General features: G+C 41.0%; 24 protein-coding genes. 7 read left to right on the top strand and 17 right to left on the bottom strand.

Annotated features, from left to right (window positions below):
• Nucleotides 1–33 precede the first annotated feature (33 nt).
• Nucleotides 34–468 carry a CBS domain-containing protein gene (locus WD019_RS01040; protein WP_026675997.1) on the bottom strand — a complete coding sequence of 145 codons (435 nt, stop codon included), beginning with the start codon at nt 466–468 and terminating at the stop codon, nt 34–36.
• 175 nt (nt 469–643) lie between these two features.
• Between WD019_RS01040 and WD019_RS01035 the strand changes: the two genes are divergently transcribed.
• A complete protein-coding gene (locus tag WD019_RS01035) occupies nt 644–991 on the top strand; it encodes a YugN family protein (RefSeq protein WP_026675998.1) in 348 nt (115 codons plus the stop codon).
• 74 nt (nt 992–1,065) lie between these two features.
• Here WD019_RS01035 and WD019_RS01030 read toward each other — a convergent pair whose 3' ends face one another.
• The 9 genes from WD019_RS01030 to WD019_RS00990 all read right to left on the bottom strand — a co-directional run bounded on the left by WD019_RS01030 (nt 1,066) and on the right by WD019_RS00990 (nt 12,664).
• Complete coding sequence (locus tag WD019_RS01030) at nt 1,066–1,914, bottom strand: cytochrome c oxidase assembly protein (RefSeq protein ID WP_051291181.1); 849 nt, start codon at nt 1,912–1,914, stop codon at nt 1,066–1,068.
• An 82-nt stretch (nt 1,915–1,996) separates the two neighbouring features.
• Nucleotides 1,997–2,332 carry a cytochrome C oxidase subunit IV family protein gene (locus WD019_RS01025; protein ID WP_026675999.1) on the bottom strand — a complete coding sequence of 112 codons (336 nt, stop codon included), beginning with the start codon at nt 2,330–2,332 and terminating at the stop codon, nt 1,997–1,999.
• Between the two features lie 2 nt (nt 2,333–2,334).
• Nucleotides 2,335–2,955, bottom strand: a complete 621-nt coding sequence (locus tag WD019_RS01020) for a cytochrome c oxidase subunit 3 (protein ID WP_425710399.1) — start codon at nt 2,953–2,955, stop codon at nt 2,335–2,337.
• Nucleotides 2,955–4,802 (bottom strand): cytochrome c oxidase subunit I, encoded by a 1,848-nt coding sequence (gene ctaD / locus WD019_RS01015; protein WP_026676001.1) that lies wholly within the window; start codon nt 4,800–4,802, stop codon nt 2,955–2,957. The genes WD019_RS01020 and ctaD overlap by 1 nt, the downstream gene beginning before the upstream one ends.
• Before the next feature lie 27 nt (nt 4,803–4,829).
• Nucleotides 4,830–5,852, bottom strand: coding sequence for a cytochrome c oxidase subunit II (gene coxB / locus WD019_RS01010; protein ID WP_026676002.1), 1,023 nt, complete (start codon nt 5,850–5,852; stop codon nt 4,830–4,832).
• Nucleotides 5,853–6,036: 184 nt separating this feature from the next.
• Nucleotides 6,037–6,972 (bottom strand): heme o synthase, encoded by a 936-nt coding sequence (gene cyoE, locus WD019_RS01005; protein ID WP_026676003.1) that lies wholly within the window; start codon nt 6,970–6,972, stop codon nt 6,037–6,039.
• Nucleotides 6,973–7,521: 549 nt separating this feature from the next.
• Entirely contained in the window at nt 7,522–10,968 is a 3,447-nt protein-coding gene (gene pyc / locus WD019_RS01000; protein WP_425710398.1) for a pyruvate carboxylase, read from the bottom strand.
• A 103-nt stretch (nt 10,969–11,071) separates the two neighbouring features.
• Entirely contained in the window at nt 11,072–12,241 is a 1,170-nt protein-coding gene (locus WD019_RS00995) for an FtsW/RodA/SpoVE family cell cycle protein (RefSeq protein WP_026676005.1), read from the bottom strand.
• Between the two features lie 141 nt (nt 12,242–12,382).
• Nucleotides 12,383–12,664: a YlaN family protein gene (locus WD019_RS00990; RefSeq protein ID WP_026676006.1), complete on the bottom strand. Its 282-nt coding sequence runs from the start codon at nt 12,662–12,664 to the stop codon at nt 12,383–12,385.
• A gap of 120 nt (nt 12,665–12,784) precedes the next feature.
• On the opposite strand from WD019_RS00990, the gene WD019_RS00985 reads away from it, so the two are divergent.
• Nucleotides 12,785–13,288, top strand: a complete 504-nt coding sequence (locus WD019_RS00985) for a hypothetical protein (RefSeq protein ID WP_026676007.1) — start codon at nt 12,785–12,787, stop codon at nt 13,286–13,288.
• Between the two features lie 50 nt (nt 13,289–13,338).
• On the opposite strand, the gene WD019_RS00980 is transcribed toward WD019_RS00985, so the two are convergent.
• Nucleotides 13,339–14,673, bottom strand: a complete 1,335-nt coding sequence (locus tag WD019_RS00980; RefSeq protein WP_154657876.1) for a PhoH family protein — start codon at nt 14,671–14,673, stop codon at nt 13,339–13,341.
• A gap of 153 nt (nt 14,674–14,826) precedes the next feature.
• Between WD019_RS00980 and WD019_RS00975 the strand changes: the two genes are divergently transcribed.
• Together WD019_RS00975 and WD019_RS00970 are read left to right on the top strand one after the other, a co-directional pair.
• Complete coding sequence (locus tag WD019_RS00975; protein WP_026676009.1) at nt 14,827–15,417, top strand: YhcN/YlaJ family sporulation lipoprotein; 591 nt, start codon at nt 14,827–14,829, stop codon at nt 15,415–15,417.
• Between the two features lie 90 nt (nt 15,418–15,507).
• Nucleotides 15,508–15,708 (top strand): YlaI family protein, encoded by a 201-nt coding sequence (locus WD019_RS00970; protein WP_026676010.1) that lies wholly within the window; start codon nt 15,508–15,510, stop codon nt 15,706–15,708.
• A gap of 53 nt (nt 15,709–15,761) precedes the next feature.
• On the opposite strand, the gene WD019_RS00965 is transcribed toward WD019_RS00970, so the two are convergent.
• Nucleotides 15,762–16,082: a YlaH-like family protein gene (locus tag WD019_RS00965; RefSeq protein WP_026676011.1), complete on the bottom strand. Its 321-nt coding sequence runs from the start codon at nt 16,080–16,082 to the stop codon at nt 15,762–15,764.
• Nucleotides 16,083–16,148: 66 nt separating this feature from the next.
• Nucleotides 16,149–17,987: a translational GTPase TypA gene (typA, locus tag WD019_RS00960; protein WP_026676012.1), complete on the bottom strand. Its 1,839-nt coding sequence runs from the start codon at nt 17,985–17,987 to the stop codon at nt 16,149–16,151.
• Between the two features lie 145 nt (nt 17,988–18,132).
• Between typA and WD019_RS00955 the strand changes: the two genes are divergently transcribed.
• On the top strand, nt 18,133–18,318 hold the full coding sequence (locus WD019_RS00955) for a DUF5325 family protein (RefSeq protein ID WP_026676013.1): 186 nt from the start codon (nt 18,133–18,135) through the stop codon (nt 18,316–18,318).
• Nucleotides 18,319–18,621: 303 nt separating this feature from the next.
• Here the strand turns inward: WD019_RS00955 and WD019_RS00950 are convergent, their stop codons facing one another.
• Nucleotides 18,622–19,416 (bottom strand): inositol monophosphatase family protein, encoded by a 795-nt coding sequence (locus WD019_RS00950; protein WP_425710397.1) that lies wholly within the window; start codon nt 19,414–19,416, stop codon nt 18,622–18,624.
• 120 nt (nt 19,417–19,536) lie between these two features.
• Nucleotides 19,537–19,725 carry a hypothetical protein gene (locus tag WD019_RS00945; RefSeq protein ID WP_026676015.1) on the bottom strand — a complete coding sequence of 63 codons (189 nt, stop codon included), beginning with the start codon at nt 19,723–19,725 and terminating at the stop codon, nt 19,537–19,539.
• Nucleotides 19,726–19,929: 204 nt separating this feature from the next.
• On the opposite strand from WD019_RS00945, the gene WD019_RS00940 reads away from it, so the two are divergent.
• Nucleotides 19,930–20,577 (top strand): YktB family protein, encoded by a 648-nt coding sequence (locus WD019_RS00940; protein ID WP_425710396.1) that lies wholly within the window; start codon nt 19,930–19,932, stop codon nt 20,575–20,577.
• 86 nt (nt 20,578–20,663) lie between these two features.
• Here WD019_RS00940 and WD019_RS00935 read toward each other — a convergent pair whose 3' ends face one another.
• Nucleotides 20,664–21,626: an NAD(P)H-dependent flavin oxidoreductase gene (locus WD019_RS00935; protein WP_035349734.1), complete on the bottom strand. Its 963-nt coding sequence runs from the start codon at nt 21,624–21,626 to the stop codon at nt 20,664–20,666.
• A gap of 120 nt (nt 21,627–21,746) precedes the next feature.
• Here WD019_RS00935 and WD019_RS00930 point away from each other — a divergent pair, with 120 nt between their 5' ends.
• Nucleotides 21,747–23,225 (top strand): aminotransferase class I/II-fold pyridoxal phosphate-dependent enzyme, encoded by a 1,479-nt coding sequence (locus WD019_RS00930; RefSeq protein WP_026676018.1) that lies wholly within the window; start codon nt 21,747–21,749, stop codon nt 23,223–23,225.
• A gap of 81 nt (nt 23,226–23,306) precedes the next feature.
• Here WD019_RS00930 and WD019_RS00925 read toward each other — a convergent pair whose 3' ends face one another.
• A complete protein-coding gene (locus tag WD019_RS00925; protein ID WP_081412537.1) occupies nt 23,307–23,426 on the bottom strand; it encodes a GapA-binding peptide SR1P in 120 nt (39 codons plus the stop codon).
• Between the last annotated feature and the right edge of the window lie 35 nt (nt 23,427–23,461).

Raw genomic sequence — 23,461 nt, 5'->3', positions numbered from 1 at the left:
ACATAAAACAATAAAGCACCTTCAATAGGCGCTTTATTGCTGAATTTGTCCATGTTGTTCCGAAATCTCGCTTAATGCATAACCTGCTTTAGAATCTGATTCTTTTCGAACAGCGATATCCCCTAATGAAACGATCCCTACTAATTTGTTGTTTTCCACAACAGGCAAGCGCCGAATTTGGTGTTTTGACATTAAAGATGCCGCTTCTTCAACGGTCATATCAGGACCCGCTTTAACCAACTTCTCATTGCTCATAATGTCAGTCACTTTTGTAGAGCCTGGCTTTTTATCTGCTACAGCGCGAATGACAATGTCACGGTCAGTAATAACGCCTAACAGCTGCTCATTATCGCAAATCGGGATTACACCTACATTGTCTTCTTTCATTTTTAGCGCAGCTTCGTATACGTTATCTTGTGGTGAGCACACATTTACATTTTTAGTCATAATGTCGCTTAATTTTTGCAAGTTTATGTCCTCCTTTTCATGATTTCTTAACTAGTTTCCGCTAATATTACGCATATTATTCAATAGATCATTAAACAGAAATTACAGAATAAATGGTGACAAAGATTGCTTATTTTACTCATTTCTACTATCATTAATAAATAAGGATACATACGAAATTGTAGGAGGTTTCAACATGAAATTCGAAGACACTGGTTTGACCGGGAAAGTTTTTCAATTTTCCTTTCTCGAACATATTATGCATAAGCATGCAATCATCCGAGCTGGCCAATGGGATTATGAGCGAATTACATACGATTATAAATTCGAAGACATGACAAATGGCGATGTTTATTACTTACGTGTTCCGTGCCGGGTGATTGAAGGCGTTACGGAACAGCCGCATGCGAAAGTTGAGATCTTGACACCTTATTTAGGCAAGCACTATTATCCTCACGGTGTGGAGTATGATGAAGAATTTCCGAAAGCAATTGTTGACCGTTGCAGAAAAATTTTAAACGCAGTTAAAGAGGACCTTGAATAAAGCATCCCCCTTTTCCGGAGTGAAAAGGGGGATTTTCTTTTCCGAAAAAGCAAGAGCGAAAAATATCGCTCGATTTAATGTTTGTTTTGAAATGCAAGGATGCTCGCTTCAATTCTTGCCGTTTCTTCTTCATCCCTTTCTTTCTGACGCCTTACCCATCTAAAGAATATAACGCCAAGAATAACCGCATAAACAAATTCTTGCATAATTTTCATGACGACCCCGCCGGCAATTTGATCCTCTAATGGCGACATACCAAAAAATACTCTTGGTGCATCCATATATGTCGTAAACAGGACCCGATTGGCAAACATAATTAACGCACACGCTGGCGTTAACAAGAGCCCGCTTCCAAAGATGTAAGCAATCCGTTTAATCCCTGACATATCATCATATTCCTCTACCGGACATAATGCTGGCCACCATGTTATAAACGAAGCAAGAAGCAAAACCATATGATAGAGCGTCATTAATGGCATATTCGCCATTACAAAATCAAAAATGCCCGGAATATGATAGAACGAAAATAGCATCACAAAGCTAACCAGTGCGATAAGCGGTTTCGTCGCTGCCCGAAAAAACCGGGTGAATCCATTCTCTTTTTCTAATATTGTTTTATAAAACGACACCGGTAAACTAAGGATAATAAGTGGCGGAAAAACAAGGTACATAATCGCCATTTGCGCCATGTGAGCCGTAAAGGAAAAGTGGTGACCTAGAACGCTTAATGGGCTTCCTTCAGCGATATACATGAAAATTAAAGCCAAGATAAATAATACTTTCTGAGATGTTTTTACACCTTTGGGCACGAAATATTTAAAGTATACAACAGCTAAAACAATGGCTAATAAAAGAATATCCGGTCCATAAAGAGCAACAAATCCATAATCGCTTAAATGGTGGTAAAGTCCATGATGATGCATTCTATTTTAACTCCTTCCTGAATGGAAAGTAGATTTGTTCAATAGGAAAAAATGGCTGCAATTGTCGCAGCCATTTTAAAATTTAAGTCGTCCAAATCATTGCCGCAATTCCAGCGACGGTTACAGCAGCACAAAGTATTCCAGTGGCAATGCCTAAAATTGGAAACTCATGCCCTTTATGACTTAAGTGCATCCAAATATATAGTTGGAAAAATACTTGCACAATCGCAAGGACGAGAATGAACAAAACAGCAAACGTATTTGGGACTTTATCGCTCCAAATTGCGTAGAATGCGATAATCGTCAAAAGAATCATCATAACAAATGAAATCGTATGTTGCTTTCTTTCTTGTTTGATCTCAAGTTTGCGCTGTAATAATTCAGTCTTGCTAACCTCTGTATGATGGTGTTCAGCCACTCTTAACCCACCTTCCCCATAAGATAAACAACGGTGAAAATGAATACCCATACTACGTCTACAAAGTGCCAGTATAAAGCAAACAAGTAGTACTTAGGCGCATTATAAAGGTTAAGGCCTCTTGACCAGTTTCGCACTAAAAGCGAAATGAGCCATAAACAGCCAAATAATACGTGTCCTCCATGAAAACCGACTAGCGTGTAAAACGAAGAACTGAAAGCACTTTTAGTAAAAGTATGCCCTTCATGCACATATTCATTGAACTCATAAATTTCCAATCCAAGGAAAGCCAGGCCGAGCAGCAACGTAATGAAAAACCAGCCTTGCATGGCACGGATTTTATTTTGTTTCATTGCCAAAATGGCATAGACACTTGTTAAAGAACTTGTTAAAAGGATCATCGTTGCAAGGAATACCGTTGGCAGCTGAAATAATTCCTTTGCAGTCGGCCCGGTTCCGTGCATATGCCGAAGCCCTAAATACGTTCCAAATAATGTAGCAAAAAGTACCGTTTCTCCTCCAAGGAAGAGCCAAAAGCCAACAAACTTATTTTTACCTTCGAGGGTTGCCTTCTCGGGATGTTCCGGAATGTTTGTATCTGTAAAACGTTTGCTCAGATTCATTACGCTTTAACCCCCCTTAAATCGGCTTCCACTTCTTCTTTATGAATATGGAATCCGTGGTCATCGATAACGGAACGTAGAAGCATACAAATTAAGCCAATACCAATACCTACTCCTGCAACGAGCCAATGATGATAAATAAATCCAAAACCAGCAATAAAGAAACCGATGCTCATAATTAACGGCAAGATTGAACCGTTTGGCATATGAATATCTCCAACAGGTTCAGCAGGAGTCATTTCTTTATTACCTGCAGATTTTTCCACCCAGAGGGGATCAAGACCGCGAACGAGCGGCGTTTGTGCAAAGTTATATTCCGGAGTAGGAGTTGGAATTGCCCACTCTAATGTTCTTCCGTCCCAAGGATCTCCAGATGTTACTTTGTACTTAGACGAAATCGAAATTAACATATTAACCGCAAGAACAATAACACCAAGTCCCATCATGAGTGCGCCAATCGTACTTATAAAGTTCATCGTGTCCCAATGTTGTCCTGTCAAGTATGTAAATACACGACGTGGCATACCCAATAATCCTAAGAAATGTTGCGGGAAGAATGTTAAATGGAAACCAATAAAGAATAACCAGAAATTCAAGAATCCTAATTTTTCATTTAATTTACGGTTGAAAATTTTTGGATACCAGTAGTATAGTCCAGAAAATACTCCTAAAACTACTCCACCGACAATGACATAGTGGAAGTGAGCAACGACAAAATATGAATCATGGTATTGATAGTCTGCTGCAGGGATTGCCAGCATAACACCTGTTACCCCACCCATAACGAACGTCGGGATAAAGGATAGTGCCCAAACATTGGCAACTGTAAATTTCATTTTGCCGCCCCACATCGTAAATAGCCAGTTGAAGATTTTAATCCCCGTCGGAACGGCAATTGCCATCGTAGCAACGGCAAAGATGGAGTTCGGCACAGCTCCGAGCCCTACGGTAAACATATGGTGAACCCAAACCATGAAGGCAAGGAATCCGATTAAAACGGTTGCAAAAACCATGGAGCTATAGCCAAATAAGCGTTTTTTCGCAAATGTTGAAACTACTTCAGAAATAATTCCGAATACTGGCAAGATCAAAATATACACTTCAGGGTGTCCGAAAATCCAGAAAATGTGTTCCCAAATAATCGCGTTACCGCCATTATCGGCATTAAAGAAGTTTGCATCAAACACACGTTCAAACATTAATTGAAACAAGCCGATTGTAAGCGGCGGGAATGCAAACAAAATTAATAGTGAAGCAACAAATGATGTCCAGGTAAACAATGGCATGCGCATAAATGTCATTCCAGGAGCACGCATATTAATGATTGTAACGAGGAAGTTAATCCCACCCATTAATGTTCCGGCACCTGAAATTTGCAAACCTAAAATATAAAAATCGACTCCATGTCCGGCACTTGTCGTTGATAATGGAGCATACGCCGTCCAACCAGCATCAGCCGCACCGCCTAAAAACCAGCCGCAGTTAAGCATAATGCCGCCAAATAAAAACATCCAAAAACCTAAAGCATTTAAAAACGGAAACGCAACGTCACGCGCACCAATTTGCAACGGAACGATACAGTTCATAAATCCGATCAAAATCGGCATTGCCGCAAAGAAAATCATTGTTGTACCGTGCATCGTCAACAACTGGTTAAATGTTTCGCCGACAAACATATCATTTTCTGGTTTAATCAGCTGAAGACGCATGAAAAGAGCTTCTATTCCACCGATTAAAAAGAAGAAAAGACCACCAAGCAGGTACATAATACCAATTTTTTTATGATCAACAGTCGTAAGCCAGTCCATCAGCCCACTTCTTTTTTTGTGACTTGCAATAGTAGACACAGGTTTACCCTCCTTTTTAAAGCACGATTACTTCAGCTTCAGACTCATTAAATAGTCAGCAACAGCGTCAATATCTTCATCGCTTAACTTGCCGCCAAATTTCGGCATATTGTTGCCCGGTTTCACTTTTTGCGGATCGTGAATCCATTTCTTTAAATTTTCTTTATTATGGTCAAGAATTCCAGCAATTCGTTCTTTGTCACCGAATCCGGTTAAGTTTGGCGCGGTGTTTCCGCCATCTTTTCCAACGGCATGGCAAGACATGCAGTTTTGCTTAAAGACTTTTTGCCCGGCTGCTGTATCAGCTGTAGATTTGGCCGTTGCACTCTTCATATTCGTTAACCAGTCTTTGTACTCGCTTTCAGAGACGACTTTTACTTTAAAGTCCATTAATGCATGGGAAGCCCCGCATAGCTCGGCGCACTTACCTTTGTAAACTCGTTCTGTTTTGCCAGTTTCAAGCCAGGTGTATGTTTTCGTTCCATCACCGGGGTTCGTGTCCGTTTTACCCGCTAATGAAGGAATCCAGAAAGAATGTAAAACATCTTGAGAAGATAATTCCACATGCACTTTCGTATTTTTTGGAAGTACCAGTTCTTGTGAAGTCACGACACCTTCTTTTGGATATTCGAACTCCCACCAGAATTGATGTGCTGTCACTTTTAAATCAATTTGATTTTTCGGAGCCTTATCCCCTGCACTTGCTTTAAACGTGCCATACACTCCCGGGACGGCAAGAATTATAAGCAAAATAATAGGGATAACCGTCCACGTGATTTCAGCAAGATGATTGCCTTCCACTTGTTTAGGAATGGAATCATCGCCTTTTTTCGCTCTAAATCGGAATAATGCGATAATATAAATTAGAAATACAACTACCAGAACAAGCGTCATTATGGCGATACTTAAAACCATTAATGAGTACTGGTCTTTCGCGACCTGCCCTTGCGGATTAAGCGTTGATATTGTCGGGTCTCCACACCCCATCAGCATAAACGCCATCATGGCAAACAGAGGAACAAGCCGTCCTTTTTGCAGCCATTTTTTCATCACTTCATAAAACCCCACTTTCTCGTTGTAGTTCTCTACAGTATCTATAAACTGACTTATCTGACAAAGAATAAGACTTCTTTATCATGAATCAGTAAATAGCAAATCCATTAAAGACCTTTATGTAAAAAAACAAAGGGTTTTATACAATCCGAAAGTGACCACTTTCGGATTGTATAAAAAATTATATATTGACAAGAATCATAACGACAAATAGGATCGTCAAATAATTCAATGAGTAGACGAACATCATTCTAGCCCATTTAATGTCGTCCTTTGTTTTCATTCCTATTAAACCGAGAGCGAGCCAACCAATCCCTAACAGTGAAGCAATGATAATATAGACTGTTCCGAACGAATAGAGATATAAAGATACAGGAATCAATGCTGCAACATACCAGTTGATTTGTCGTTTGGTCATTTTAAATCCCGCGACAACCGGCAGCATAGGAATTCCCGCTTTGCGATATTCTTCACAGCGTTTCATTGCAAGTGCCAGGAAGTGCGGAGGCTGCCAGAGAAACATGATTAAAAACAAGATCCATGCTTGCATGTCAACTACCGGATCGATTGCGGCCCATCCGATTAGTGGAGGGACGGCCCCGGAAATGCCACCGACTACCGTATTGATAGAGTGTGTACGCTTTAGCCACATCGTATAAACAACGACATAAACAAATAGACCAATTAAGCCAAATACCGCAGCGGTTAAGCTTGTCAGAGCAAGAAGCACGGTTCCTAAAGCTGAACAAATAATTCCGAACCATAAGGCTTGCCGGGAACTTACTCTTCCAGTGACGGTCGGCCTTGACATCGTCCGTTCCATCAGATGATCAATATCGCGATCAATGAAGTTGTTCAAACTGCATCCACCGGCCATTACGAGTCCAGATCCGACAATGGCCAAAATTAATTTCCATATATTATCTAAAAACAACAATTCATTATATCGAATGGCAATAAATGCACCGGCAAAGACAGTAATGAGGTTTGAATTAACAATCCCCATTTTTGCAACCGTAAAAAAGTCCTTCCACGTCCCCGTAGGCTTACTTTCTGATAACGAGGCATGTTCCACGACTGTATTCGCTGCTTCATACGTCGTCTCTGTTTTGCTCATCGTTAACACCCCCTTTAAACAAAAATCAATAGCTATATCTGCCTACTTTTTCAACCATTATAAATGTGTAATTTTATAGACAGATTTGAAAGGTCCTTTAACATTATAAAACAATTTAAGGGCTTTGTATACTTCGACTCTGATTGACATAGACCTATATTATTTGTACTATTCTTGGAGATTTATTACCAGTTTTAAATTTAACAAATTTGTGAAGCTTTCTTTTTCGACAAATTCGATAAATCTATTTCAACTGCATGTTCAAAAAGGAGGACAAACAGGGCCAAGAAGTTCAAGGAAACGTAGCCTCCGAGCAAGGCAACTACGCTGGGTTGCTTCCATGCAGCCTTGTGCCGAGGAAGCCTTCTACAGAGCAAAGCTCGTAGACGCAGGCACACGGACATCCTCGCCTTAATATGTGAGGAGCTAGAGCCGCGCTGACGCAGAAATTCGCCGGCAATGTTTCCCGGACTTTTTGAACAACCTCTTGTAGTATTTGTATTTACTTGCAAATGATACTCAAAATAAAAAAGCGCGGGGTGCGCTTTTTTATTTTGAGAGTTCTAGCAATAAATCGCCAGGAGAAATGGCTTCTCCGTTCTTCACATGGACTTCTTTTACCACTCCATCAAAAGGCGCTTGAACGGTCGTTTCCATTTTCATAGCTTCTGTAATCATCAGATGATCGCCCTTTGCCACTTTTTCGCCTTTTTCCGCGAGCACTTTTACAACCGTTCCCGGCATTGTTGCTCCGATATGCGACGGATTCGTCGGATCGACCTTACGTTTAGCTTCAACCGCCGTTTTAATGTTTTCATCTTTTACGATGACTTCACGCGGCTGTCCGTTTAATTCAAAATAAATGACTCTTGTTCCATCAACTTGAGGCTCGCCGATCGAAACAAGTTTGACGATCAATGTTTTACCTTGTTCGATTTCTACTTCAATTTCTTCACCGAGCCTCATTCCATAAAAGAATGTTGGTGTATCCAGCACGGAAACATCGCCGAACTTGTTAAACATTTTTTCACGATCCAGGAACACTTTTGGGTATAAAGCATATGAAAGGACGTCATAGCTTGAAATTTTTCGGTTTAGCTTGTGTGATAACGTCTCTTTGATTTCAATAAAATCCGCCGCCTCAAGCAGTTCTCCCGGACGTCGTGTAATCGGCTCACGCCCTTTTAAAACAAGTTGCTGCAGCTCTTTTGGGAATCCTCCATAAGGTTGTCCGATGTACCCCTGGAAAAATTCAATGACAGAATCCGGGAAGTCCAATGTTTCCCCTTTCTCATACACATCATCTTCTGTTAACTGATTCTGCACCATAAAGAGCGCCATATCACCAACGACTTTTGATGATGGAGTCACTTTAACTACATCTCCAAACATATCATTGACCCTGCGGTACATCCGTTTCACTTCGTCCCAGCGATCGCCAAGCCCAACCGCCTTCGCCTGCTGCTGAAGGTTAGAAAGCTGACCGCCCGGCATTTCGTGGACATACACTTCGGGATCCGGAGCTTTCATGGTTGTTTCAAAGCCTTCATAATATTTCCTTACATCTTCCCAATAATTACTTAAGCTTTGCAGCGCATTGATATCGACATCTGGCTGTCTTTCATTACCGGAGAGGGCATAATAAAGCGAGTTGGCAGATGGCTGTGACGTTTGACCGGCCATTGAGCTGATGGCCACATCGACAATATCAACTCCCGCTTCAATCGCTTTTGCATACGTATAGACACCATTGCCGCTCGTATCATGCGTGTGTAAATGGATAGGAAGATCTACAGCTTCTTTCAATCGGGAAACGAGTTCATATGCCGCTTCAGGCTTTAAAAGCCCGGCCATATCTTTAATGCCTAAAATATCGGCTCCTGCCTCCTCAAGTTCCTTTGCCATGTCGATATAGTAATTTGTCGTATACTTCGTTCTTGATGGATCTAAAATATCTCCCGTATAGCAAATGGAGGCTTCTGCAATTTTTCCGCTTTCGCGAACCGCATTAATCGCCACCTTCATTCCTTCTACCCAGTTGAGACTGTCAAAAATACGAAACACATCAATTCCAGCTTCCGCCGATTTTTCTACAAATTTTTCAATAACGTTATCAGGATAGTTTTTGTAACCTACAGCGTTCGATGCCCTGAGGAGCATTTGGAAAAGAAGATTCGGCACTTGTTTCCTCAATTTCGTTAAACGCTCCCACGGATCTTCATTTAAAAATCGGTAGGCGACATCAAACGTTGCCCCGCCCCACATTTCAAGCGAGAACATCGATGGCCATAATTTTGCTGTAGGCTCCGCAATGTGCAATAAATCATTCGTTCTCACACGTGTTGCCAATAGCGATTGATGCCCATCCCTGAATGTCGTGTCCGTAAGAAGCACTTTCTCCTGAGCTTTAATCCATTGAACTAATCCCGATACCCCACGTTCCTCTAAAATTTGCTTCGTGCCTGTCGGAATTGGCTCAGAATGTTTAATTTTCGGAATTCTTGGTTTATCAAAAGCCGGTTTCTTTACCTTTGTTAAACCGGGGAAGCCGTTGACTGTCGTTGAACCAATATACGAAAGCATTTTCGTGCCGCGGTCTTTGCTTTCAGGGAATACAAAAAGCTCTGGCGTTGTATCAATAAATGACGTATTGTAATTGCCTGATAAAAATTGCTCATGAGTGACTACATTTTCCAAAAATGCAATATTTGTTTTGATTCCTCGAATACGGAACTCTCTTAAATTACGATGCATTTTCGCCGCTGCGTGTTCAAATGAAAGTGCCTGCGTCGATAATTTAACTAATAATGAGTCATAGTATGGCGTGATAACCGCTCCCTGGAAACCGTTGCCTGCATCAAGCCTTACGCCAAATCCTCCGCTTGAGCGATACGCCATGATCTTTCCTGTATCTGGCATAAAATTGTTGCTTGGGTCTTCTGTCGTAATCCGGCATTGAATGGCATAACCGGTACAATGGATATCTTCTTGCTTTGGAATGGCAATTTTCGGACCATGTAAAGAATGCCCTTCAGCAATTAAAATTTGCGATTGCACAATGTCAATTCCAGTCACCATTTCCGTAATTGTGTGCTCGACTTGAACCCGTGGATTGACTTCAATAAAATAATAGTCTCCCTCTTCCGTTACAAGAAACTCAACTGTTCCCGCATTCAAATAATTTACATTTTTCATTAATTGAACAGCTGACTGACATATTTCTAAACGCAATTCTTCCGAAAGGGAAACGCTTGGAGCGACTTCAACCACTTTTTGGTGGCGGCGTTGAACGGAGCAATCCCTCTCGAATAAATGAACGATATTTCCTGACTTATCGGCGATAATTTGAACTTCGATATGTTTCGGTCTCTCGACAAATTTTTCAACATACACTTCATCATGGCCAAATGCCGATTTCGCTTCTGATTTCGCCCTGTTGTAGCTTTCTGCAAGCGAATTATCGCTTCTTACGATACGCATCCCACGGCCGCCGCCGCCAAGCGATGCTTTAATAATGATCGGATAGCCATGCTGGCGGGCAAAATCCTGCACTTCCTCAAGGCTTTTCACCGGCCCTTCGGAGCCCGGAATAACGGGGAGCCCCGCTTTGATCGCTTGTTCTCTTGCCTGTACTTTATCGCCAAACATCATTAAATGCTCAACTTCTGGTCCAATAAAAATAATTCCTTCTTCCCGGCAGCGTGAAGCAAATGCCGTATTTTCGGATAAAAACCCATAGCCAGGATGAATGGCGTCAACATCGTTCGCTTTTGCAATTTCAATAATCCCTTCAATGTCTAAATAAGCATCGATTGGTTTTTTTCCCTCACCCACGAGGTAAGCCTCATCCGCCTTATAGCGATGATAGGAACCCGAGTCTTCTTTAGAATAAATAGCGACAGTTCGGATATTTAATTCTGTACAGGCTCGGAAAATACGAATAGCAATTTCTCCGCGATTTGCAACTAGAATTTTTTTAATTGGCTGAAGCGTCATATTTGGTTCCTCTCCTTTTGTATGTTTTGGCTTTATTTATCTATCTATTATTAAAGTTTAACATTTTTAGAGGAGTAAAGTAACTGAAAATTTCCGCCATTCATTATTTTGCCTTTGTCACTAAATACGGCTTTTGGATCGCCGGGGATTCAAGCCTGTCTTTTTTCCGTTTATGGTTGACATAGCATGAAATGTTGATCAAAATGCCGACAGAAAGCAATGATAGGATAAGCGAAGAACCTCCGTATGAAATAAATGGCAATGTAACGCCTGTGATCGGAAGCAATCCGGAAGCGGCTCCTAAATTGACAACGGTTTGAATACCGATCATGCCAGAAATCCCGAACGCAAGCAAACTTCCATAGATGTCTTTACAGCGGATTCCAATAATAAACCCTTTAATGACGATAAATGCTAAAAGGCTTATTACGAATAAAACTCCCCAAAAGCCTAATTCTTCAGCAACTACAGCGATAATGAAATCGGTATGAGGCTCAGGCAAATACCCATATTTTTGAATGCCTTCGCCAAGGCCCTTTCCATTTATGCCGCCTGATGCCATTGCGACATATGACTGAATGAGCTGATAGCCCCATTTGCTCTTATGTTCAAACGGATGATAGGCACCCGCAAAGCGCATCTTCTGATTATTCGATAAAAACTGGCTTCCTAATAACATCATTCCAAGCGTAAAGGCCAACAACAATAAAATGTGCCTTTTTCGAAGGCCTGAACATAAAACAATGATGCCCGTAATTCCAGCGAGAATCAGGGCCGTGCCTAAATCAGGCTGTAAATAAATAAGGATGAACACGACGGCAAAAATAATTAACGGCGGAACTACACTTGTCCCAAAATGGTCTAGCCGGTCCTGTTTTTTTGAGAATATGGCGGATAAGTAAATAATCATGCCAAGCTTTACGAATTCAGACGGTTGAACACCTAAAAGCCCGAATTTAAGCCAGCTCTGGGCATTATTCGAAACTTTCCCGAATAAAAATACCGACCCTAGAACAATTATGGATCCAAAAACGATAAATTTCAGCCATCCTTTATAGATGTGAAAGGGTACAATCATCGTCACCAGACAACAAATAAGCCCGACAATAAAAAAAATAAGCTGCTTCATAAAAAAGTAGTCGCTCGAGACACCGTACCTTATTAATCCGTAAATGCTACTCGCACTATATACCATGATCAGCCCGAATCCGCATACCGTTAAAATGGCCACGATCAAACTGTAATCATAGTATTTAAACATTTTTTTAATCATAGGAACATTCCTTTGTGTCAAATTTCATGTATGTACGTAGTATAAATTTAAAATATTTGCGTGGCGCTTACAAGTAAAAACACATAAATGTAATGAAAATAAAAAAACCCAAGCCGCTTCAAAACGGCTTGAGTTATCGTGCTACTTTTTTATCGATGCTTCATGAAGCGCGGACAATTTTCGCTCTAATGATTCCAGCAATTCTTTACCGGCCTCTTCGTCCACTAATTTTAAGCGTACTGCAAAATCTATTTCTCGGGATAAACCGAACATTTGCGTATCAAGTACTTCCTCATAGAGGGGACATTGCGGCATCGTTAAATTTTCCATTTGTACTTCGATGAGTTTCAAGATTTTTTCAGCATCTGCTTTTAGCAATTCGTAAGCTTTTTCGCTATGTCCTGTTGCCATCTCAGGTGACAATTTCATCCCTCCGTTCTCCCCCTAACTATTCTACTTTTAAATATAGCCTTTTAATGTTAAAAAATCAACATTTTACGGCGTACGCCAATTTTATGGTATGATGTTTTAGAGGTGATACATATGAGTTCCATTCTAATGATCAAAGGCAATGTAAAATATACCATTACTTTAGATCCAGGCTTATGGATATTTGATGATAGAAAGATTGACATGGACACCGTTTTTTTAAACGGAAGAAAGCTAGACGACAGTGACGAAAAATATTTAAAAGATGTTTCTAGCCACTGGGACCGGGAAATTAAAGAAGGGGCACGATTGCCTGAAAATAATGAGAATAAACAACCGAAAACGTACCTAAAGGAAACGCTATTAACCGGTTCATTCGGGATTCCTTTCGCGCCTTTTTTAAAAAATGCTGAACCGCTAGCCGGAGCAAAATATGTTGTTTTAGAAACAGAAGGGTCTTCTATTGAAGTTCCGCTCGATGAAGCAATGGAAGCAATTCTTGCATTTTCAAAAGAAGGAAAGCCGTTAAAAGAAGATGGTCCGGTTCATTTTTATTATGGCGACGGCAGGAATAAAGACAACCCGATAAAAAATATTAAAGGGTTCATTGTAAAGTAACACTCGATTTTCCATCGAGTGTTACTTTTTTCGTTAAAAAAATTTTAAATTTAAAGCAAATCTGCCGCCAGCTGGGCTAACGTAGAACGCTCTCCTTTTTCAAGGCGAACATGTCCACTTATTCCTTGATGCTTGAATTTCTCAACGACGTATGTTAAGCCGTTGGTAAATTCGTCTAAATAAGGATGGTCGATTTGATGAGGGTCTCCGAGCAGAATGATTTTGCTGCCTTCCCCAACCCTTGTTAAAATGGTTTTCACTTCATGCTTCGTGAGATTTTGCGCTTCATCAATGATGATGAACTGTTCAGGCAAACTTCTGCCGCGAATATATGTTAACGCTTCAACATGGATCGAGCCAATCCCTGCTAAAATTTTTTCTAATTCCCCTTGTTTTTTCGTATTAAATAAATACTCCAGATTATCATAAATCGGCTGCATCCATGGCTTTAGTTTTTCTTCCTTTTCCCCGGGCAAATAGCCGATATCTTTTCCTACAGGGACGATCGGGCGGGCGATAAACAATTTAATGTAGTTTTTTAAATCTTCCGTTTGCATGAGTCCTGCAGCCAGGGTTAACAATGTTTTCCCTGTTCCGGCTTTCCCAATTAAAGTGACAAGCTGGATGTCTTTTGCCAGAAGCAGTTCCATCGCCATTTTTTGTTGGACGTTTCGTGGCCGGATCCCCCATACAGGATCAGAATCAAACAAAAGCGGCTTTACTTTTTTCCCGGTCGCATCTACTTTCCCGAGAGCTGAAACGGAACTTCTGTACAAATCTTTCATGATCACGAATTGGTGCGGACAAAAAGAATGATTAACAAGTTCAATCGTTTGCAGTTCCTGCTTTTCAAAAAATTTATTGAGGACTTCACTGTTCACATAAATTTCCTTATATCCCGAATAGGTCTGATCATCACGTTCAACAACCCGGTCGCTTAAAAAATCTTCCGCCTGTATTCCTAACGCATCAGCTTTGACACGCACGAGCACATCCTTGCTGACGAGAATGACTTCTTTTCCCTGTTCTTTGCTTTTTTCTTCATTTAACAAATTTAATGAAACCGCAAGAATTCGATTATCATTAGTATGTTCCACAAATACTTCCTGAAGACGATGAAACGATTTATGATTTAATTCCACACGCAAGATGCCTCCATTATCGAGCGGGATCTTTTCATGCAATTTTCCTTTATGCCGTAATTTATCAATCAAACGTGAAATTTCGCGTGCGTTTCTCCCCACTTCATCCATATACCTTTTTTTTGAATCCACTTCTTCCAATACAACCGCCGGAATAATGACTTCATTTTGAGCAAAGGAAAAAATGGAATAAGGATCTTGTAATAAGACATTTGTATCCAGGACATATATTTTACTCAAAATACATCCTCCTGACTTCTAGTTTTATCCTTCTTTTTCGCATCAAATCGGATATACGGACTAACTCTATAGTTCATAGTATGAATACTTGAATAAAGATAGAAGAATTCACAAAAAATAACCGAAAAGATTTGCTCTATGAAAGGATGAATTTCGTTGAATACATTTCGCATTTGTGCAGCCGCCGCCATTATCTCTCTTCTGGTTGGCTGCAATACGAATAAAGGGGCAGAACAACAGAACTATGCAGGTAAAGTGCACGTTAAACAAAGCGTCAATTATGAACGAAACCAATCGCCAAAAACATCACCGCAAGTTTCAAAACATCTCGTTCAGCTAGTTTCCGGAATTCCGGGCGTGAATGATGCAACAGCGATCGTTCTCGGAAGGTATGCCGTGGTCGGTATCGATGTTGATAAAAATTTTGATAAATCGAGAGTCGGTTCCATTAAATATACGGTAGCGGAAGCATTAAAGAAAGATCCGTATGGAGCAAATGCCGTGGTCACTGCGGATCCGGATACTGTCCAAAGGTTAAAAAACATGGGACGCGACATTCAAAAAGGACGGCCTGTGAGCGGAATTACAAAAGAGCTTGCCGAAATTATCGGGCGGCTTATGCCACAAGTCCCTCCTGATCTTATGGCGCCGAATCCTTCACCAACAAGAACGAATGACAAACAACTGTCAGGCAAAGACGATAAACAATTGAAAAAGATTCAAAAGGAAAATGAAAAAAGAAAATGATTTAAAAACTCCTGGGAGAACCTCAGGAGTTTTTAAGTGGTGCCCGTTAGATGAAAAATGGTATAATTCATTTAGAAAGAGGTGGTTAAAATGCGTGTAAAATGCGTACTTTGCGACACCATTCATACACTTGATGACCTTAGCGCAATTGCTAAAAAGCTGCGCAATCGACCCATTCATACGTACATGTGCGATCCATGCCATGAAAGAATCACAAATAAAACGAACGATCGAAAAGCGACTGGAAACTTTATATTATACCGTTCTCCGGCAAAAGAAAATGAATGGTAATAAGAAAGCACAAACACCCGCTTATACTTCTTATTTGAAAAAACCGAAGCATGTTAACCCATGCTTCGGTTTTTTGCTTTCTTGCTTTGATAAAGCCGCACTTTGTAGATGATCAGAATTAACGCTGCGACAATTAGTCCTTCCGCAACTGGAAGGCCAATTCCGAACAATGTTAAAGGAAAGCAGCCGATTACCAAAAACGTGTAAATGACTGCTGACTTTAATATGGGCAGCTTTTTTGCAAATCCTAGCTTATAAACAATAATCGATAAAATCGTAATGACGATATATAGGAGAAAAAAACCTTGCACCGGATGTTGATCAATTCCTAAAAGAAGCGCAATCGGTGATGAATCCTGGCCAGACGCTTCCATTATTTTTTTACTATCCATCCTTTGACACCTCCACGTTGGAAGAACGAATTGCTAATGTAAATTCGTTTATTGTTGCTTTGCGAGTTTTTTCTTTTTCTCTACCCTTTCCCGTTCGCCTTTATCGAGAATTTTTTTACGGAGACGAATGCTTTCAGGCGTTACTTCGCAATATTCATCGTCATTTAAATACTCTAGCGCTTCCTCTAATGTCATGATTCTCGGTTTTTTCATTGTAACGGTCGTATCTTTTGTAGCGGAACGCATATTTGTCATTTGCTTTGCTTTTGTAATGTTGACGGTAATATCATTTTCACGGGTATGTTCCCCAACGATCATTCCTTCATAAACCTCCGTACCCGGCTCAACGAAAATAGTACCTCGATCTTCGACGTTAATAATGCCGTATTGAGTTGCTTTACCGTTTTCCATCGAGACAAGCACCCCTTGCCTGCGTCCGCCGACATTTCCGGCAATAAATGGCTGATAGCTGTCAAAGGAATGGTTCAAAATCCCGTATCCCCGTGTTTGAGTTAAAAATTCCGTCGTATAGCCAATCAATCCGCGGGCAGGAACCATGAATTCAAGCCGGACCTGTCCGGAACCATTATTAATCATATTCAACATTTCGCCTTTTCTCTCGCCGAGCGATTCCATAATTGCCCCTGTATATTCTTCCGGGATGTCAATTTGCACACGCTCAACTGGCTCACAGCGGACCCCATCAATTTCGCGAACGATGACTTCCGGTTTCGATACTTGAAGCTCATACCCTTCACGGCGCATATTCTCAATTAAGATGGATAGATGAAGCTCACCGCGCCCTGAGACGATCCACGCATCCGGCGAATCCGTATTTTCCACACGAAGCGATACATCCGTCTCTAATTGAGCTCTTAAACGCTCTTCAATTTTACGGGCCGTAATATATTTTCCTTCTCTGCCCGCAAATGGCGAATTGTTTACTAAAAATGTCATTTTCAAAGTCGGCTCATCAATACGAAGAACAGGAAGAGCCTCTTCTTCATTTTCCGGACAAACCGTTTCACCAACGTTAATTTCTTCCATTCCCGAAACCGCTACTAAATCGCCTGCTTTCGCTTCGTTTACTTCAATTCTCTTAAGGCCAAGGAAACCAAAAATTTTCGTCACGCGAAATTTCTTTATACTTCCGTCAAGCTTCATTAAGGAAACGGCCTGGCCAACCTTCATCGTCCCTCTAAAGACACGCCCGATCCCGATACGGCCTAAATAATCATTGTAATCGAGCAATGCGACCTGGAATTGAAGCGGCTCTTCGCTGTTATCAACAGGTGCCGGAATATGATCAATGATCGCATTAAATAAAGCGGTCATATCCTCATCCTGCTTTTCCGGATCCAGGCTTGCTGTTCCTTTAATCGCCGAAGCAAATACGACCGGAAATTCAAGCTGGTCTTCATCTGCTCCTAAATCAATGAATAAATCAATCACTTCATCAACGACTTCAAGCGGACGGGCAAACTCGCGGTCGATTTTATTAACGACAACGATTGGCGTTAATTTTTGTTCCAATGCTTTTTTTAGCACGAAGCGCGTTTGCGGCATGCAGCCTTCATAGGCATCAACAACAAGCAATACCCCGTCAACCATCTTCATAATCCTTTCGACTTCTCCGCCAAAGTCGGCATGTCCCGGTGTATCCATAATGTTAATGCGTTTATCCTTATAATTAATGGCTGTATTCTTTGCCAGAATCGTAATTCCACGTTCTTTTTCAAGATCGTTAGAATCCATTGCACGTTCATGCACATTTTCATTCGTACGGAACGTGCCGGACTGATGCAAAAGTTTGTCCACGAGCGTTGTTTTTCCATGGTCAACATGGGCGATAATCGCGATGTTTCTAATGTCTTCTCGACGTTTCAACGTAATCTCTCCTTAAAGATCTATATCAATGAGATCATTTTTATCTTGAATTATTTACAACTGTTCTATTATAGCACAAATGAAATATCTTTTTCTTTTTTTCACAAAATCATTTACAATAAACATGAAGATTGGAGGGTTAACTTTGAAATTTACGAACGTTATATTTTTTCTAATCGCCATGTTAGCCGCTTTGTCGATTGCTTCCATTGGCGTTGCGCTTGCAGAAAAAAGCTGGCTCATCGGAATTCTCGCGGTTATAGGCGTCATCGTATTCATGGGCTTAGGCTTCACGTTAAAAAAGCGGCTTAGAGAAGCCGGCAAAATATAAGAAAAGCGAAAGCGCCCGAATTGCACCTAACTACGTCGACGTCCTGTGGACAACGGTGCAATCCTCGCCGTCCTGGCTTGCCCGACAGCTGCTTGCGCTTGCGCCTCACCCTCAATGTCTCTTCCTCTACAAGAGAAGCTCCGAAGCCTGCTGTGTCGAGACAACTCGAAGCTTATTCGTGAAGTAGATGCTCGTGGCTGTTGCCGCCACAGGGGAGGTGAAGCGACTCGAGGGGCTGGGCGTACGCTCGCCACCTATTCCTTAATATTCTCCTATGTAAAAATTCTTCGCTGATCGTTCCTATCAGCGAAGAATTTCTTTTAAAATGGATTCATGGAGTCCCGGTTTGGCGGCGAATATGCTATTTTTGTCTAAAACATTAATTTCATCTCCTGAGGCAGTCGTTACGATCCCGCCGACTTCATCGATTAATATGATTCCTGCGGCAAAATCCCATGGGGAAAGGCGCATCGTTATGTAAGCATCCAGCCTGCCGCATGCAACATACGCGAGCTCCAAAGCCGCTGACCCATAAGATCTTGTTCCACGGGCATTTTTGACGATTGGAATAAGACGATGATGATCGATCCTCGTATTCGGTCTCACCCATGTTGCGTTAATGCCTATTACCGCTTCATTCAAACTCGTATTTTCAAGGGCTGGCAACTTTTTCTCGTTCAAATAAGCTCCCTTTCCTTTCATGCAATGAAACAGTTCGCCTCTGACAACATCATAAATGAACCCAATTTTCCCTTCGCCGTTTTCATAAATCCCAACTGAAATCGCAAAATTGAATTGTTGATTGACAAAGTTTGTCGTCCCATCAATCGGATCAACTATCCAGACGACTCCATCGGCATTTGTCACTTCATCACCAAAGCCTTCTTCACCGAGTATTTTATGCTCTGGAAATGTTTCATTAATTTTGCCGATAAAAAACTTTTCAACCTTTTTATCCATATCGGTCACAAGGTCTGAAAAATTCGATTTATATGTAATTGTACGTTTTTCAGTGAACGATTGTTTTAACAGTTCGCCCGCCTCAAAAATCCACTTTTCAGCACATTCATAAATGGTTTGCCATGTAGAAACATTCAATCTTATCAGCTCCATTACTTCAATCTTTTTTATTATTATAGCGCACACTTATTCAATCACAAAAAAACGAACCCTCCATTTTAGGGTCGGCTAGTTTTTATTATCCTGAATCCGGCCTGATCATGCCTCTAATCTCACTAATTCCTGGCGCAATTTTTCGAGTTTCCGTTTAGAGTCATTAATTTGCTTTTGGTCTTTTGCTTTCATTGCATCAAACAATGTTGATAATTCATAGTCAATTTCAAGTTTCAATACAGGAATTCTCCGCTCAGCATCATTCTTTTTTAATGTTTGAATCACTTGTTTCATTGTTACACTTCCCTTCCCTATCGTTTTTATGAAAATTTTTTAGTGTCGTTTTAAAAATCCTTCACTCTATCATATGGCGTTTTATCTCGTCTGTAACCGACAAATGCTCAATCTTTTCGATACGAAAAAATCAATTTTGAGTTTTTAGATGTACAAAATGGTATGATAAACTACATGGAGAATATCGTCAGTAAGGAGGAATGAATGATGTCGATTCATGCAGCATTTTCTAAGGAAGATTTTGACGTATTCAAGGTAGATGGATTAGAGGCTCGGATGGAAAAAATAAAATCTAACATCTGGCCAAAACTCGAGGAACTCGGGAATTATTTTGCGCCCATTTTATCTGCCCGGACCGGGGAAGAAATGTTTTTTCATGTCGCCAAACATGCAAGACGAAAAGTGAATCCGCCTAACGATACGTGGGTTGCTTTTTCAAGTAATTCTCGTGGTTACAAAATGCTCCCCCATTTCCAAATCGGACTCTTCGAAACCCATATGTTCGTCTGGTTTGCGATTATTTATGAGTGCCCAATAAAAGAACAATTTGGAGCTCTAATGGAAAAAAGAATAGAGGAAATTGTAAGGACGATTCCAGACGAGTTCGTTTGGTCAGGCGATCATACGAAACCGATAGCATATCCTCATCAAGAAATCAAAACAAGCAAATTAGAAGAAATGATTGATCGACTTAAAACGGTAAAAAAAGCTGAATTACTATGCGGTATTCATCTTTCTCGGGAAGATGTTATACATATGAGTGCAGAAGAATTAGCTGCGAAAATTGATTCAACCTTTGAAACACTCTTACCTCTCTACCTTTTAAAAAAACAAGCTTACGTGGCAAATTGACGGCAGGAAGGGGAGATTTTTTCTCCGCTTCTTACCATCATTATATTGGGGTTAAATAAAATGGTATAGGTAAGTATCTAATATTTTCAAAAGATTCCTTTCCATTTTGCCTGTATTTGTTTAGCTTCTTCAATCATTCGATTGACTAATTCTTCAACAGAAGGAATGTCGTGGATTCTTCCGATCACCTGGCCAGCCCAGCCAAAACCTTCTTTTTTTAACCCTTCGTAAATTAACTTTTTATTTCGCTCTCCACTAATGAAGTCTTTTAAATGTTCATATGTAGGTCGGGTTTCTTCTTCTTGAAGAATTTTATCGGTCCAAGTGTTCGATATCGCTCGTGCGGGTGCACCTATTTTTCGTTTGATAACAACCGTATCCGTTTCAGCTCCGTTAACGATCATCTCTTTATAAATAGGATGGGCGTGTTCACATTCTTTCGTTGCAATAAATCGTGTCCCCATTTCAATTCCTTCCGCTCCAAGGGCTATCGCCGCCATCAATCCCCTGCCATCGCCAATTCCACCGGAGGCGATGACCGGAATGGAAACGCTGTCAACAACTTGTGGAATTAACACAAACGTGCCGGTATCCTCTTTTCCAATATGGCCCCCGCCTTCCTGGCCAACAACCATTACGCTATCTGCTCCAAGTTGTTCAGCCTTTTGCGCCTGTCTTCTTGAGGCGACAAGCACTAATTTTTTCGTATTGACTCCTTGCAGCATGTCAAAAATCGGCGCAGGATTTCCTCCTGTCATGCTGATCACTGGCACTTCTTCCTGGATGGCCACTTCAAGCATATGTTCAAATGGTCTCCCATGTTGTCCAATCGCAAAGTTAACACCAAACGGCTTATCCGTTAGCGCTTTAACCTTTTTAATTTCTTCCCTTAATTCTTCCGGCGACTGAAGTGACATGGCCGTAATTTGCCCTAATCCTCCTGCATTTGAAACCGCAGACGCTAATTTCGAATAAGCAAGATAAGCAAGCCCGCCTTGAATAATCGGATATTGAATTCCCAAAAGTTTGGTTACCCTCGTTTTCACCAAATCTCCACCCTCTTCATTAAAATAATCCTTACATATTAGAATGAATTTTGATATACTTTTCATGTTTTATGTATAATAAAACAATTATGATTATGTTTATTATAGATGAGGTGCTGAATATTGTCACAACATGAAACTCCATTGTTTACCGGTTTAAAAAAACATGCCGGACGAAATCCGATACAATTTCATATCCCCGGCCATAAAAAAGGTGCCGGCATGGATCCGGAATTCCGCGAATTTATCGGAGACAATGCTTTATCCATCGATTTAATTAACATCGCGCCTTTGGATGACCTTCATTCGCCAAAAGGAATGATTGATGAAGCGCAAAAACTTGCGGCTGAAGCGTTTGGTGCGGATTATACATTTTTCTCCGTTCAAGGCACGAGCGGTGCGATCATGACGATGATTCTATCTGTTTGTTCACCTGGGGATAAAATTATCGTGCCGCGAAATGTGCACAAATCGATTATGACAGCGATCGTTTTCTCTGGGGCAACACCGATTTTTATCCACCCGGAAGTGGACAACGAACTCGGCATATCGCACGGAATTACACCAGAAAGCGTAAGGAAGGCATTAAAGCAAAACCCAGATGCGAAAGCCGTGCTTGTCATTAACCCGACCTACTTTGGCATTTGTGCCAATTTAAAAGAAATTGTAGAGATTAGCCATTCATACTCGATCCCTGTTCTTGTTGATGAGGCACATGGCGTATTAATTCATTTCCATGATGAACTTCCGCTTTCTGCCATGCAAGCCGGAGCGGATATGGCAGCGACAAGCGTCCATAAATTAGGCGGTTCATTAACTGGAAGTTCGATCTTAAATGTAAAAGAAGGGCTTGTATCAAAAGACCGCGTTCAAACGATTCTTAGCATGCTGACAACGACATCTACATCGTATTTATTGCTCGCTTCACTTGATGTAGCACGAAAACGATTGGCAACGGAAGGGCATGATTTAGCCGAGAAAACGATTAGGCTGGCTAATGAAACAAGGGCGAAAATCAATGAAATTCCACATCTTTATTGTGTTGGAAAAGAAATATTAGGAACGGGCGCAACATATGATATGGATCCATCGAAGCTTTTAATCTCTGTTAAAGAACTTGGCATAACGGGGTATGATGCTGAAGTATGGCTGCGCGAACATTACAACATTGAAGTCGAATTATCTGATCTTTACAATATTCTCTGCTTAATTACGACCGGCGATCACGAGAAAAATACGCATATCCTCGTTACCGCTCTTCGGGAACTATCCAGCTTTTACAGTAACGAGGAAATCGAAAGCGTCTCTCAGGCTCTTCCCGTCCATGTGCCGAATATTCCGGCACTTGCCATGTCGCCACGAGATGCCTTTTATGCGGATACAGAGAGTATTCCTTTTGCAGAATCGGTAGGGCGAATTATCGCTGAGTTTGTAATGGTCTATCCTCCCGGAATCCCTATTTTCATTCCCGGCGAGATCATTACAAAAGATAATCTGGACTACATCCAGGAAAATGTCGAGGCTGGCCTTCCCGTTCAAGGGCCCGAGGACTCAAGCTTAAAAATGATAAAGGTCATTAAAGAGCACGTCGCTATTAAATAGATGAACTCGTTTTAGGAATCGACAATTGGTCGATTCCTGTTACGGTTCTTTAACAAAAATGAGCTCCGGAATTTCCGGAGCTTATTTCTTAATTTCATTTTCAGTGCAGTGCGGGCACTCTTTTGCATATAATGTTGTTACTTTCTCATCTTCAAAATGTTCGATCGTACAATCACATACCTGGCAAATGATAACTCCCATGTTATACATCTCCCTCCCAATTGTAAACGCTTTAT

Origin of the sequence: Fictibacillus sp. Mic-4 (assembly GCF_049843615.1) — a bacterium.
In the GTDB taxonomy this organism is placed as follows: domain Bacteria; phylum Bacillota; class Bacilli; order Bacillales; family Fictibacillaceae; genus Fictibacillus_A; species Fictibacillus_A gelatini.
This window is presented reverse-complemented; position numbering and strand designations above follow the sequence as displayed.

Excerpts from the sequence above, each read along its gene's own strand:
- WD019_RS01035 (WP_026675998.1), top strand. The coding sequence starts at position 644 with ATGAAATTCGAAGACACTGGTTTGACCGGGAAAGTTTTTCAATTTTCC.
- WD019_RS01030 (WP_051291181.1), bottom strand. The coding sequence starts at position 1,914 with ATGCATCATCATGGACTTTACCACCATTTAAGCGATTATGGATTTGTT.
- WD019_RS01020 (WP_425710399.1), bottom strand. The coding sequence starts at position 2,955 with ATGAATCTGAGCAAACGTTTTACAGATACAAACATTCCGGAACATCCC.
- coxB (WP_026676002.1), bottom strand. The coding sequence starts at position 5,852 with ATGAAAAAATGGCTGCAAAAAGGACGGCTTGTTCCTCTGTTTGCCATG.
- cyoE (WP_026676003.1), bottom strand. The coding sequence starts at position 6,972 with ATGAGCAAAACAGAGACGACGTATGAAGCAGCGAATACAGTCGTGGAA.
- pyc (WP_425710398.1), bottom strand. The coding sequence starts at position 10,968 with ATGACGCTTCAGCCAATTAAAAAAATTCTAGTTGCAAATCGCGGAGAA.
- WD019_RS00995 (WP_026676005.1), bottom strand. The coding sequence starts at position 12,241 with ATGATTAAAAAAATGTTTAAATACTATGATTACAGTTTGATCGTGGCC.
- WD019_RS00985 (WP_026676007.1), top strand. The coding sequence starts at position 12,785 with ATGAGTTCCATTCTAATGATCAAAGGCAATGTAAAATATACCATTACT.
- WD019_RS00970 (WP_026676010.1), top strand. The coding sequence starts at position 15,508 with ATGCGTGTAAAATGCGTACTTTGCGACACCATTCATACACTTGATGAC.
- WD019_RS00965 (WP_026676011.1), bottom strand. The coding sequence starts at position 16,082 with ATGGAAGCGTCTGGCCAGGATTCATCACCGATTGCGCTTCTTTTAGGA.
- WD019_RS00945 (WP_026676015.1), bottom strand. The coding sequence starts at position 19,725 with ATGAAACAAGTGATTCAAACATTAAAAAAGAATGATGCTGAGCGGAGA.
- WD019_RS00940 (WP_425710396.1), top strand. The coding sequence starts at position 19,930 with ATGATGTCGATTCATGCAGCATTTTCTAAGGAAGATTTTGACGTATTC.
- WD019_RS00925 (WP_081412537.1), bottom strand. The coding sequence starts at position 23,426 with ATGGGAGTTATCATTTGCCAGGTATGTGATTGTACGATCGAACATTTT.